11 protein-coding genes are annotated in these 11,967 nt (G+C 66.7%); all 11 read right to left on the minus strand.

Annotated elements, in window-relative coordinates:
• Positions 1-71 precede the first annotated feature (71 nt).
• The 11 genes from ABRZ00_RS12995 to metE all read right to left on the minus strand — a co-directional run bounded on the left by ABRZ00_RS12995 (position 72) and on the right by metE (position 11,882).
• Positions 72-770, minus strand: a complete 699-nt coding sequence (locus tag ABRZ00_RS12995; protein WP_368641721.1) for a fumarylacetoacetate hydrolase family protein — start codon at positions 768-770, stop codon at positions 72-74.
• Positions 771-778: 8 nt separating this feature from the next.
• On the minus strand, positions 779-1,318 hold the full coding sequence (gene ppa / locus ABRZ00_RS13000) for an inorganic diphosphatase (RefSeq protein ID WP_343835263.1): 540 nt from the start codon (positions 1,316-1,318) through the stop codon (positions 779-781).
• Between the two features lie 32 nt (positions 1,319-1,350).
• Entirely contained in the window at positions 1,351-2,832 is a 1,482-nt protein-coding gene (locus ABRZ00_RS13005) for a heme biosynthesis HemY N-terminal domain-containing protein (protein WP_368641720.1), read from the minus strand.
• A 12-nt stretch (positions 2,833-2,844) separates the two neighbouring features.
• Positions 2,845-4,098 carry a uroporphyrinogen-III C-methyltransferase gene (locus ABRZ00_RS13010; protein WP_368641719.1) on the minus strand — a complete coding sequence of 418 codons (1,254 nt, stop codon included), beginning with the start codon at positions 4,096-4,098 and terminating at the stop codon, positions 2,845-2,847.
• 18 nt (positions 4,099-4,116) lie between these two features.
• Entirely contained in the window at positions 4,117-4,860 is a 744-nt protein-coding gene (locus tag ABRZ00_RS13015) for a uroporphyrinogen-III synthase (RefSeq protein ID WP_368641718.1), read from the minus strand.
• Positions 4,861-4,891: 31 nt separating this feature from the next.
• Complete coding sequence (gene hemC / locus ABRZ00_RS13020; protein ID WP_368641717.1) at positions 4,892-5,842, minus strand: hydroxymethylbilane synthase; 951 nt, start codon at positions 5,840-5,842, stop codon at positions 4,892-4,894.
• Between the two features lie 88 nt (positions 5,843-5,930).
• Complete coding sequence (locus ABRZ00_RS13025; protein ID WP_368641716.1) at positions 5,931-6,641, minus strand: TerC family protein; 711 nt, start codon at positions 6,639-6,641, stop codon at positions 5,931-5,933.
• 110 nt (positions 6,642-6,751) lie between these two features.
• Positions 6,752-7,633, minus strand: coding sequence for a succinate--CoA ligase subunit alpha (gene sucD / locus ABRZ00_RS13030; protein ID WP_343835270.1), 882 nt, complete (start codon positions 7,631-7,633; stop codon positions 6,752-6,754).
• Between the two features lie 18 nt (positions 7,634-7,651).
• Positions 7,652-8,812, minus strand: a complete 1,161-nt coding sequence (gene sucC / locus ABRZ00_RS13035) for an ADP-forming succinate--CoA ligase subunit beta (protein WP_343835271.1) — start codon at positions 8,810-8,812, stop codon at positions 7,652-7,654.
• A gap of 95 nt (positions 8,813-8,907) precedes the next feature.
• Positions 8,908-9,477: a DUF2889 domain-containing protein gene (locus ABRZ00_RS13040; protein ID WP_368641715.1), complete on the minus strand. Its 570-nt coding sequence runs from the start codon at positions 9,475-9,477 to the stop codon at positions 8,908-8,910.
• A gap of 107 nt (positions 9,478-9,584) precedes the next feature.
• On the minus strand, positions 9,585-11,882 hold the full coding sequence (metE, locus tag ABRZ00_RS13045) for a 5-methyltetrahydropteroyltriglutamate--homocysteine S-methyltransferase (RefSeq protein WP_368641714.1): 2,298 nt from the start codon (positions 11,880-11,882) through the stop codon (positions 9,585-9,587).
• Between the last annotated feature and the right edge of the window lie 85 nt (positions 11,883-11,967).

An 11,967-nucleotide genomic window follows, 5' to 3' on the forward strand; every position in this document is an offset into this window, starting at 1 on the left:
CTACGCGCAAGCACGGTTGGCCCTGCGAAAAGGCGGCGACCGTTGCCCGGCTGAGCCAGCGGCCCGGCCGTTCAGCCGATGCGCAGGCGCAGTGTACCCAGCCCTTCGATGGCGGCCTCGAGCCGATCGCCGGGCACGACAGCCCCGACGCCGGCCGGCGTGCCGGTATAGATCAGATCTCCGGCGCGCAATTCGAACAGCGTGGACAGGTAGGCGATGGCTTCCGGCACCGGCCAGATCATGTCCGACAGATCGCCCGACTGGCGCGGCTGCCCGTTGACCGCCAAGGTGATCGCCCCCTTCGCCATCGCGCCGGTGGAGGCTGCCGGGCGCAGCGGCCCGATGGGCGCGCTGTGATCGAAGGCCTTGCCGGTTTCCCAGGGGCGCCCGGCTTTTTTGGCGGCGCCCTGCAAATCGCGGCGCGTCATGTCCAGGCCGATGGCATAACCCCAGACGCAGGCGGCCGCCTGCTCGGACGTCAGGTCGCGGCCGCCCGAACCCAGCGCGGCGACGAGTTCGACCTCGTGGTGCAGGTTCTGAGTGAGCGGCGGGTACGGCAACACGCCCTCGTCACCCTCGGCCACGCTCAGGACGGCGTCGGCGGGCTTGGCGAAGAAGAACGGCGGCTCACGCCCCGTGTCGCCCATTTCCCGCGCGTGTTCCGCGTAGTTGCGCCCGACGCAGTAGATGCGCCGCACGGGAAAGCGGGCCGAAGTGCCCCGCACGGCTACGCTGGCCGCCTCCGGGCGGGGAATCACGGTCTCATCCATCACAGTGCCTAGGCCTTCTTGGTCTGCTCGTAGCGCTCGACGGAGGAGCGGATCTCTTGCTTGGCGGCATCCAGGCCCGACCAGCCCTGAACCTTGACCCACTTGCCTCGTTCCAGGTCTTTGTAGTGCTCGAAGAAGTGCTGGATGCGCTGCAGTTCTTCGGCCGGCAGGTCTGCCGTGGACTCGATCTGACGATACGGCGGATAGAGTTTGTCGACCGGGCGGGCCAGCAGCTTGGCATCCTTGCCGGCCTCATCCTCCATGTTCATGACGCCCAACGCGCGGCAGCGGATGACCGAGCCGACCTGCACAGGGAACGGCGCGACGACCAGCACATCCACCGGATCGCCGTCTTCCGACAAGGTCTGGGGAATGTAGCCGTAGTTGCAGGGGTAATGCATGGCGGTCAGCATGAAGCGGTCCACGAACACGGCGCCGCTGGCCTTGTCGACTTCGTACTTGACCGGATCCGCATTCATCGGGATCTCGATCACAACATTGAATTCTTCGGGCAGCTTGTCGCCGGCCGGCACTCGATCTAGGCTCATGGAGTTCCTTGGATAGGTCAGACAGAAAAATCTTAGCGCGCGCCGTGATCCGAGGTCTGGGACATGTCCACCCCGGGAATGGGGGCGGTGTCGAAGTAGTCATCCTCGGCGGATGCGGAGCCGGATGCGAGCGGTGTGGAGGCGGGCGGTTCGGGAGCCGGGGCGGCGACGGGTATGGCGTCGGCATCGGTCTCGCCCTGGACGTAGACGCCGCTCACGGCATGGGGTGCGGAAGGCGGCGCCGGCTCATCCACCGCATCGGTTTCCTCGAAACGGGGATCGCCGCGCGTGTCGGCCGCCGGCAGCAGGCGACTGATCACGGGGACGTCGGTGTCCGCCGCCTGACAGGCCAATCGCCAATTGCGCAGTGCTTGATCGGGATGCCCCAGCGCATCGTGCAAGTTGCCCAGCAAGGCATGGATGTGGGTATCGGCGCGCAGAGCCAGGCTGCGCTCCAGGTAGTGCTCGCCCTGCCCCCAGAGTTGGGCGGCCAGGCAGATCTGACCCAGTGCGGCCAGCAGGCCCGGATGGTCGGGGTTGGATTTCAGCCAGAGTTCGGCATGACCGAGGCGCTGGCCAGCCTGCGCCGCATCGCACTGGGCATAGAGACGCAACAAGCGGTCGTCCAGCCGGCGGCCGAGAGAGGCCTCCAGGATGCGCGCGGACTCGGCCGGTTGGCCCAGGCGGGCCCGCGCCTGGGCGCCGGCCAGCGCCACATCCGAATCAAGCCGTTCATCGGCGCTGAGATCGCCCCAGACGGCATTCCAGCCGGATTCCTCGACTTGCGCCAGGCGCTGCGCCGTGGACTCGCGGATGAACTGGCGGGCCTGGGTTTCGTCGAGCGCGCCGCGACGCAGCAACAGGCGCGTGAGTTCGTATACGCGATCCGCGTGGCCCAACTGGCGGTGGGCGCGCAGCAACAGGCGGGTGCCATGCAGAAAGCGCGCCGAGGCGTCCTGCAACGGTTCGAGCAACGCCAGGGCTTCCTCGGCGCGGTTCTGGTCCAGATACATTTCCGCCGTCACGGTATCGACGGCCTGGCGCAGACGGGCATCCTGGCCGGCGCCTTCCTGGGCTAGCCGCAGCGCCTGGTCGCGCCGCGCGGTTTCCCCCAGGAGATGCAAGGCGCGCGCGGCGCTGAGCCCGGCGAGCACCTTGCGATCGGCCGACCGGGTGCGCGACATCAGGTTGGACAGGTCTTTTTCAGCCTGGACGTAATGCCCCTCGAGGACGTTGATCCAGCCGCGTTCGAGCAGTTCGACGTCGCGCCGCTGGGCGCGGCGTCCGCGCCAGGCCCGCAGCCGGCCAGGACTGCTTCCGAGCCAGTTCAGCGCGCGCAGCAGCCAGTGCAGAGCCAGAAATGCCACGAGCGCGAGCACGACGGCCAGCGACAGGGACAGCTCGATGCGCCACGGCTGGGCGATGATGAGGACGTTGCCGCCATGTTCACGCAACACCAGGGCCAGCGCCACGGCGGCAACGAATAAAACCAGGGTCCAGATCCAGGATCGCATCGCGCGCTCTCCTTAGACCGAACCGGCGGCGGGGGCCGCGACGGGAGACTGCACCGCCGGGGGGAGATCCGGGCCGGAATCGCCGGGCATCCCGTCATCCTGCGCGTCTTCCTCGGCGGCGGCATCCCGGGCCGCCGCGATCGCCGACAGGCTGTTGGCCACTGTCGGCAGCGCGACCTCGATCGGGGTGTCGCGCAGCTCGCGAGCGATCCTGAGCGCCTCGCGGGAGGACTCCGCGCGCATGTCGTAGCGCTGGTCGATGGCCTGGGACAGTTGATCGAGTTCGGCCCGCCAGATGCGCGACTGGCGCATCATCAGGGCCAACTGGGCCGTCACGGCCCGCTGCTTGAGCACTTCGCGAAAGCGCAGGGCCTGGTCGGGCGACATCAGCAACGCAGCGGCATCGTCCACCCGGCGCACGTCGAACAGGCTGCGCAGATCCTGCAACACCAGGCCCGCCGCGTCGCGCGCCCATTGCCAGGCCTCGTCAGCCGCAGCGCGCCAGCCTTCGGGCGCCGTCGCCGCCGGCGCCCGATGCGTGGACGAAGCCTGGGCGGCCGGCGAGGCCGCAGGCTGATCGAGCGGGTGTTGCGCGGCGGCATCCGGCACCAGCAGCGGAGCGGTTCCGACCAGGTCGGACAGGCGGTCGACACGCGCCGACAAGGCCGTCATGTCGATGGTCGCCACGGCGCGCAGGCGATCCAGGTCGCCATTGATCGATTGCTGCAGGGCCGCCAGCCCGGGGCGATTGGCGCGTGCCAACTGGGCCTGCGCGGCTTCGAGGGAAATGATGGCGTTGGCGACGTTGCCGCCCAATGCGAGCTGCTGCTGGGCGATGGTGACCAGATGGTCGATATCGTTGAGCAAGAGCAGATCCGAGCCGCTGTCGGTCATCATCTGCAATGCCTGGTCGAGCTCCTGGAGCTGGGCGGAGGTGGCATCCAGGGCGCCTTTCAGTTCATCGAGGCGGGCGGCCTGCTCCTGGATCAGCGCCAGGGCCTGGCCGGCCTGGGCACGGGTTTCCTGGACCAACTGGACGCTTTGCGCATGCTGTTGCTGCAAATCGGCGCGCATGGCGCGATACTGGCGGTTCTGATAATACAGCGCCCCCGCAAGGACCAGGGCGAGCAGAACCAGCAGGACGACCGCAAGAACCGGCCCCCGCGACCGCGACCGCTCTGATCCTGCCTGGGCCGAGGCCAGCGCCGAAGCGGGCGTCGCCGATTCTGGAGCCGGGGCGGACGAACTGTGGTCGATATCGGTCATGGTGGCGTACGGGTCCTTCTAGGCTGATCTCGCAGATGCCAATATAGCCTGAAACAAGGCGTCCTCATCGGGCGCGCTCAAGCGCACGGCGAGCGCTCCTTCGGGCCGGTCGGCGTAGATGTATTGTAAACGTCGCGCGATCCGTTCGTGCAGTGTGACGGCCCGCAGGACCTCCGGCCAATCCAGCGCGTGCAGGCGCAGGCTGTCATCCACGGCGTCGACGGCTTCCAGGCTGGTCAGCAGCACTGTGCAGGCGGACGAGCCGGCCAGGAAGGCGCACGTGTCGCGATCCCAGACGATGGGACCGCGCCGATAGACGGCATGGCAGGCGACGCGCCAGCCGCGCGCCTGGAGTTGCCGCGCGAGCCAGTCCCGGCCGCGCTGCGCCCGGAAAACATGTGCACGGCCCGGCGCCAGATTCGCGGCTTCGATGACGGCCAGCAAGGATTCGGAATCAGGGGGCTGGCCGTCGGCCGGCGACAGGATCCAGTCCGCCGGCACGTGCGCGCGCAACGCCCGGGCGGTCGCCGCCCCCACGGCCGCCGCATGAACGGCGGCCGGCCATGAGGCGGCCGGGGAGCCGGAAAAATAGGCCTCCACCGCCTGGCGGCTGACGAAGACGCAGAGGTCGCCCGCCTGGAGGGCGGGAACGGCGGCGTCCAGGCGCTCGATCGCCAGGGCCGGCGCCTCGATCACGGCCAGACCGGCCGCGCGCAAGGCGCGGGCCAGGGACTCATTGCGCCCCGCAGGGCGCGTGAGCATGACCGGAGTCCGCGGGTCCATCCGCAGGGCGTCAGGAAGCGGCGGGATCGGACAACCGGGCCAGGATCGCATCCGCGCCCTGGCCGAGCAGATCCTGGGCCACGGCAGCCCCCAGCGCCTCGGCCGCCTCGGATCCGCCTTCGGCATGCGCGCGCAGGATGCGGCTACCGTCCGGTTCGGCCACCAGGGCGCGCAGACTCAGCACGCCGTTTTTCTGAATCGCATACGCCGCCAGGGGAACCTGGCAAGACCCCCCGAGCGCACGCGATACGGCGCGTTCGGCCAGCGCGCAGGCGGTGGTTTCAGCGCAGGCCAGCGGGGCCAGCCAGTCGCGCAGTTCAGTCCGGTCGGCGAGGATCTCGATGCCCAGGGCGCCCTGCCCCGCTGCCGGCAGGCTGAGCTCCGCCGGCAGGACGGCGCGAATTCGCGCGGCCAGATCCAGGCGGCGCAGACCGGCGGCGGCCAGCACGATGGCGGCGTAGTCGCCTCGGTCGAGTTTGGACAAGCGGGTGTCCAGATTGCCGCGCAAGGGCTTGATCACCAGATGGGGATAGCGGGCGCGCAACTGGGCCTCGCGGCGCAGGCTGGAAGTACCGACGACGGCGCCGGCGGCCAGTTCGTCCAGCGAGGCCGCCTCGTTGGACACCAGGGCGTCGCAGGGATCGGCCCGCTCCAGGATGGTGGACAAGGCGAATGGCCGTGTAAGATCAACCGGCACATCCTTGAGAGAATGCACGGCGAAATCCGCACGGCCGTCCAGCAGCGCCGTTTCGAGTTCTTTGACGAACAGCCCCTTGCCGCCGACCTTGGACAGCGTGCGATCGAGGATCTGGTCGCCGCGCGTGGTCATTTCCAGCAGTTCCACGCGGCAGCCGGGATACAGGGCCTGGAGGCGCGACTGCACGTGGCGCGCCTGCCACAACGCCAGGCGGCTGGCCCGGGTGGCGATCACAAGGTGTTGGGGAGCCGAAGCGGCGGTCATGCGGTATACCTCGATAGCAACAGGCGAAGCAACAGGCCCAGTGCAGCCAGAATGGCCAGGCCTTGCAGCAGGGTGGGACGTTTCAATTTCATGGCATGGTCCGTGTGTCGGTCGATGCGCGGCGGCCCAGCCAGGTGCCCAGGCCCATGACGAACAGCGCGCCGAAGATCTCGGCAAACAGGCGGACGGATTCGGGCAAAGCGCCCAGCCAGGCGGCCAGGGCGGCGTCGGTGACCAGCATCCCTCCGGCGATCCATCCCAGCAGGCCTGCGCCCAGCGTCACGACCAGGGGATAGCGATCGATCAGTTTCAGCACCAGTGTGCTGCCCCAGATGATGATGGGCACGCTCAGCAGCAGCCCGAAGACGACATAGGCCAGCCGGTGATCGGGGATGGTGTTCTGGGCCGCACCCGCAATGGCGATGACATTGTCCAGGCTCATGACGAAATCGGCAATGATGATGGTGCGCACGGCGGCCCACACGGATCTGGCGCTCTGGATTTCGTCTTGCGCGCCTTTTTCGGGCAACAGCAGTTTGATGCCGATCCACAGCAGCAGCAGCGCGCCGACGATTTTCAGCCCGGGAAAGGTCAGCAGCGTCAGCGCGAAGGCGATCAGGATCACCCGCATGGCGATGGCGCCCGCCGTACCCCACAGGATGCCCTGCAGGCGCCGGCGGCGCTCCAGCCGGCGGCAGGCCAGCGCGATGACGACGGCGTTGTCGCCGCCCAGCAGAATGTCGATCAGGACGATCTGGAAGACCGCGCCCCAATGCATCTGTCCGAGCCATTCGAACATGCCGCGCCTACCCCCCGATCAATGCAGCGAAACGAAAAAACGAAAAAAAACCCCCACGCCGGGGGCCTGGCCGAGCGGCGCGCAGGTGCGACCCCCGCGCCGGTCAGTCATTACAGCACGGTTTTGAGCAGCTTGCCCATTTCCGAAGGATTGCGCGTGGTGCGAATCCCGCAGGCTTCCATGATTTCCAGCTTGGCGTCGGCCGTGTCGGCGCCGCCCGAGATCAGGGCGCCCGCATGACCCATGCGCTTGCCCGCCGGGGCGGTGACGCCGGCGATGAAGCCGACCACCGGCTTTTTCATGTTGTCCTTGGCCCACTGCGCGGCGTTGACTTCGTCGGGGCCGCCGATCTCGCCGATCATGATGACGGCGTCGGTGTCGGGATCGTCATTGAACATCTTCAGCACATCGATGTGCTTCAGGCCGTTGATCGGATCGCCGCCGATACCGACCGCGCTGGACTGGCCCAGGCCCAGTTCCGTGACTTGCGCCACGGCTTCGTAGGTCAGGGTGCCGGAGCGGCTGACCACGCCGATGCGGCCCTTGCGGTGGATATGCCCCGGCATGATGCCGATCTTGATTTCATCCGGCGTGATCAGGCCCGGGCAGTTGGGGCCCAGCAGCAAAGTCTTGCGGTTTTCGGCGCGCATGCGGTTGCGGACTTCGAGCATATCGCGCACGGGGATGCCTTCGGTGATGCAGATGGCCAGGTCCACCTCGGCCTCGACGGCCTCCCAGATGGCGGCGGCCGCGCCTGCGGGCGGCACATAGATCACCGACACGGTGGCGCCGGTCGCCTCCTTGGCCTCTTTGACGGAGGCGTAGATGGGAATGCCTTCGAAATCCTGGCCGGCTTTCTTCGGATGCACCCCGGCGACGAAGGCGGCCTGGCCATTGGCGTATTCGCGGCACATGCGGGTGTGGAATTGACCGGTCTTGCCGGTGATCCCCTGGGTGATGACCTTGGTGTCCTTATTGATCAGAATCGACATGTTTATTCCCTGAGATGCTTATTTCGCGGCGGCGACGGCGGCGGTCGCGGCCTCGGCCATGGTGTCGGCGCTGATGATGGGCAGGCCCGAGGCCGCCAGCATCTGCTTGCCCTGTGCTTCGTTGGTGCCGCGCATGCGGACCACCAGCGGCACGCTGAGGTTGACGGCCTTGCAGGCGGCGATCACGCCTTCGGCAATCACGTCGCAGCGCATGATGCCGCCGAAGATGTTGACCAGAATGGCCTTCACGCCGTCGTTCTTGAGCATGATCTTGAAGGCTTCGGTGACCTTTTCCGCGGTGGCGCCGCCGCCGACGTCCAGGAAGTTGGCCGGTTCGCCGCCAAACAGCTTGATGGTGTCCATCGTCGCCATGGCCAGACCGGCGCCGTTCACCAGGCAGCCGATGTTGCCGTCGAGCTGGATGTAGGCCAGGTCGAACTTGCTGGCTTCGATTTCAGCGGGATCTTCTTCATCCAGGTCGCGGTAGGCGACGATTTCGGGGTGGCGGAACAGTGCGTTGGAATCGAAGTTGAACTTCGCGTCCAGGGCGACGATATTGCCCTTGCTGTCCCGGTTCAGGGGGTTGATCTCGACCAGCGAGGCGTCGGTTTCCATGTAGCAGGTATACAGCTTCTGGCACACGTCGATGAACTGGGCCACGGAATCCGCCGGCATGGCCACACCCTTGGCCAGCGTCTCGCCGTCGGCCTGGGAAAATCCCTTGAGGGGGTCAATCTGCACGGTGATGATTTTTTCGGGCGTCGAATGGGCGACTTCCTCGATGTCCATGCCGCCTTCGCTTGACGCGATGAAAGCCACTTTCTGCGTGGCGCGGTCAGTCACGACGGACAGGTAGTATTCCTTCTGGATGTCGGCGCCGTCTTCGATGTACAGGCGGCGCACCTTCTGGCCTTCGGGGCCGGTCTGATGCGTGACCAGTTGCATGCCCAGGATCTGGCCGGCCAGCGCCTTGACGTCGTCCAGCGACTTGGCGACTTTCACGCCGCCGCCCTTGCCGCGCCCGCCAGCGTGGATCTGCGCCTTGACGACCCAGACAGGACCCCCCAGTTTTTCGGCTGCCGCCACGGCCTCTTCGACCGAGAACGCGGGAATGCCGCGCGGGACAGTCACGCCAAACTTCTTCAGCAATTCCTTGCCTTGATATTCGTGAATTTTCATGAGTTACCTGTCAGTGAAGGAAAAAGAAAGCCGCCGGCCTGCCGTTTCGACGAGCCTGCCCGGGAGCCGCCATCCGGCCGGCGGTCCGAAGAGCGCTAGCTTTCATTGGCGGACGCCTCGGCGGGGACATACCAGGGTGAATAATGCGCACGCACCACGGGGCCGTCCACGCGCAGGGCATGGCAGCCATCCAGTTGAAACGGCCGCTCGCCGTGGCCGGACTGGGTCTGGGCCTGGCGACCAGCCATGGTCTGGATCGCCACGGTGGGCAATACGTTGGTCAGTTCCGTCACATGAGTGCAGCCGGCCGTGCGGCCGAAACGTTCGCGCACATGTCTGCGGAATTGATTGAGCAGATTCAGGCCTGCCAGCCGGCCGTATTCAGGCGCGATGGCGCTGCAAAACTCGCCATAGGGGGCGGCCTCGTAGACGGCCTCGGAGGCCGTGATGTTGAAGCGGTCGTCGATGGTGACGCGCAGCCGCATGTGATGCACCGGCGCGCCCGCCGGATGATGCCCGCCCCCGCGAATCGGAAAGTCATACGCCTTGGTGTCGACGAGTTCGGCCTCGAGATCCCATAGCCCGTCATCCCGAGCATAGGATTCGACGCGAATGGAGCGCGTGTGAACGGGACGGCGTGGACTCGCCGGATCGGACAAAGGCATGAGGGGGACGGAAAGGCCGGAATTCGTGAAACCTTTCGATTATATACCGTGTATAAGCCCCCGATTATATCGGCGGCTTATACCCCTCTGCGGTCCGCCTCCGGCGGTCAGGCGGCTTCTCGCAGCACCCGGGCCGCTTGCACCATGGATTGCAGCGCGGCGCGGGTTTCGGGCCAGCCGCGGGTCTTCAGGCCGCAGTCCGGGTTCACCCAGAGCCGCTCCGCTGGCAGGCGCGTGGCAGCGCACCGCATCAGATCCACCATCCAATCTTCGCGCGGCACATTGGGCGAATGGATGTCGTAGACGCCCGGGCCGATGTCGTTCGGATAGGAGAAGGCTTCGAAGGCGCCCAGCAGTTCCATATTGGAGCGCGAGGTCTCGATGGTGATCACGTCCGCATCCATCGCCGCGATCGCCTCGATGATATCGTTGAATTCCGAATAGCACATGTGGGTGTGGATCTGCGTATCGTCTCGCACCCCGCCAGTGGACAGGCGGAAACTGTCCACCGCCCAGTCCAGATAGGCGGCCCAGTCGCCGCGCCGCAGCGGCAGGCCTTCGCGAAAGGCAGGCTCGTCGATCTGGATCACAGTCACGCCGGCCTGCTCCAGATCCTGGACCTCGTCGCGCAAGGCCAGGGCGATCTGGCGGCAGGTCTGCTCGCGCGGTTGATCATCGCGCACGAACGACCACTGCAGAATCGTCACCGGTCCGGTCAGCATGCCCTTGACCGGCCTGTCCGTCAGGGACTGCGCATAGGACGACCAAGCCACGGTCATGGGGGCCAGGCGCGCCACGTCGCCGTAGATCAGGGGCGGCTTGACGCAACGCGAACCGTAGCTCTGCACCCAACCGTACGCGGTGAAGGCGAAGCCAGCCAGCAGTTCGCCGAAATACTCGACCATATCGTTGCGCTCGGGCTCGCCGTGCACCAGCACGTCCAGTCCGACTTCCTCCTGGAAGCGCACGACACGCTCGATTTCCTGGCGAATCGCCTTTTCGTAGGCGGCATCCCCCAGCGCCCCGGTGCGCCAGTCGTGGCGCAAGGCGCGGATCTCCGGCGTCTGCGGAAAAGAACCGATGGTGGTGGTGGGATAGCGCGGCAACCCCAAGCGCGCCTGCTGGGCGGCGATGCGCTCGCCAAACGGCGTGCGTTCGCGGCGCACCGCATCCGAGAGCGTCAAGCGCTCGGCCACGTCGCGGCGATGGATGCGGCTCGACGCGGCGCGGCTGCGCACGGCCTGGCGGGCCGCGGCCAAGGCGCGCTGATCGGCCTCATCCGCCTTGTCATCCGCCAGGGCCCGGAGCAGGCGCAACTCGTCGAGCTTCTGTACGGCAAACGACAGCCAGCTACGCAGTTCATTATCCAAGTCGGTTTCCAAGCCGAGGTCGATGGGCACATGCAATAACGAGCACGAAGGCGCCAGCCACAGCCGCCCGCCCAGGCGCTGGGCAGCCGCGCGCACCTGCTCATGCACACGATCCAGATCGGCGCGCCATACGTTGCGCCCATCGATCACGCCCAGGGACAGCACCTGATCGTCGCGCAACGCAGCCAACACGGCCGCCTGCTGGCCGGGCGCACGCACCAGGTCCACGTGCAACCCCTGAACCGGCAGGCGCCGGATCTCGTCCAGATGGTGCTCGACGCCGCCGAAGTACGTGGCCAGCAGCACTTTGAGCCCCTGCTCCGCCAGCCGGGCGTAAACGCCGGCCAGCGCCTCACGCCACGCCGGCGGCAAATCCAGCACCAGGATGGGTTCGTCGATCTGCACCCATTCCACGCCTTGCGCGGCCAGACGTTGCAGCACCTGCTCATAGACCGCCAGCAGGCCGGGCAGCAGATCCAGCTTGGCTGCGTCGGCTGCACCGCCCGTATAGGCGTCTCCCTTGCCCAGCCACAGCCAAGTCAGCGGTCCGGGGATCACCGGCCGGGCGCGGTGACCCAGCGCCTGGGCCTCGGCCACCTGCTCGAACAGTGATTCCCGCGCAATCCGGTAAGTCTGGCCGGGGTGGAGTTCGGGCACGATGTAGTGATAGTTGGTATCGAACCACTTGGTCATTTCGCAAGCCGCCGCCGGCGTGCCCGACGGAGCTCGGCCACGGGCCATGCGAAACAGCGTATCCAGTTCGACCGGGGCATCCTCAGCCTGGCCGAAACGCGCGGGCACGGCGCCCAGCAGCGTGGTCCATTCCAGGATATGGTCATACCAGGCAAAATCGCCGACCGGCACCCAGTGCGCGCCGGCTTCGGCCTGGATCGCCCAATGCCTGGCCCGCAACGCTTGGCCCGTCGCCAGCAGGCCGTCCAGACTGTTCTTGCCGGCCCAATAGGCTTCCTGGGCCCGCTTCAGTTCGCGATCCGCGCCGATCCGGGGGAATCCCAAATTATGAATGATCGTCATGATTAATCCTGATAACATTAAAATTATTCAATGAACGACATTCTGCCTGGGAGAAACAGAAATAAAAAATCAAATCCTGCACCCA

It is taken from the genome of Castellaniella ginsengisoli (genome assembly GCF_040955415.1).
GTDB classification, from domain to species: Bacteria; Pseudomonadota; Gammaproteobacteria; order Burkholderiales; family Burkholderiaceae_B; genus Castellaniella; species Castellaniella ginsengisoli.

What these genes read in the sequence shown, in the direction of transcription:
- ABRZ00_RS13040 (WP_368641715.1), bottom strand. Translation starts at nt 9,477, where the DNA reads ATGCCTTTGTCCGATCCGGCGAGTCCACGCCGTCCCGTTCACACGCGC.
- ABRZ00_RS13025 (WP_368641716.1), bottom strand. Translation starts at nt 6,641, where the DNA reads ATGTTCGAATGGCTCGGACAGATGCATTGGGGCGCGGTCTTCCAGATC.
- sucC (WP_343835271.1), bottom strand. Translation starts at nt 8,812, where the DNA reads ATGAAAATTCACGAATATCAAGGCAAGGAATTGCTGAAGAAGTTTGGC.
- ABRZ00_RS13005 (WP_368641720.1), bottom strand. Translation starts at nt 2,832, where the DNA reads ATGCGATCCTGGATCTGGACCCTGGTTTTATTCGTTGCCGCCGTGGCG.
- ABRZ00_RS13010 (WP_368641719.1), bottom strand. Translation starts at nt 4,098, where the DNA reads ATGACCGATATCGACCACAGTTCGTCCGCCCCGGCTCCAGAATCGGCG.
- hemC (WP_368641717.1), bottom strand. Translation starts at nt 5,842, where the DNA reads ATGACCGCCGCTTCGGCTCCCCAACACCTTGTGATCGCCACCCGGGCC.
- metE (WP_368641714.1), bottom strand. Translation starts at nt 11,882, where the DNA reads ATGACGATCATTCATAATTTGGGATTCCCCCGGATCGGCGCGGATCGC.
- ABRZ00_RS12995 (WP_368641721.1), bottom strand. Translation starts at nt 770, where the DNA reads ATGGATGAGACCGTGATTCCCCGCCCGGAGGCGGCCAGCGTAGCCGTG.
- sucD (WP_343835270.1), bottom strand. Translation starts at nt 7,633, where the DNA reads ATGTCGATTCTGATCAATAAGGACACCAAGGTCATCACCCAGGGGATC.
- ABRZ00_RS13015 (WP_368641718.1), bottom strand. Translation starts at nt 4,860, where the DNA reads ATGCTCACGCGCCCTGCGGGGCGCAATGAGTCCCTGGCCCGCGCCTTG.
- ppa (WP_343835263.1), bottom strand. Translation starts at nt 1,318, where the DNA reads ATGAGCCTAGATCGAGTGCCGGCCGGCGACAAGCTGCCCGAAGAATTC.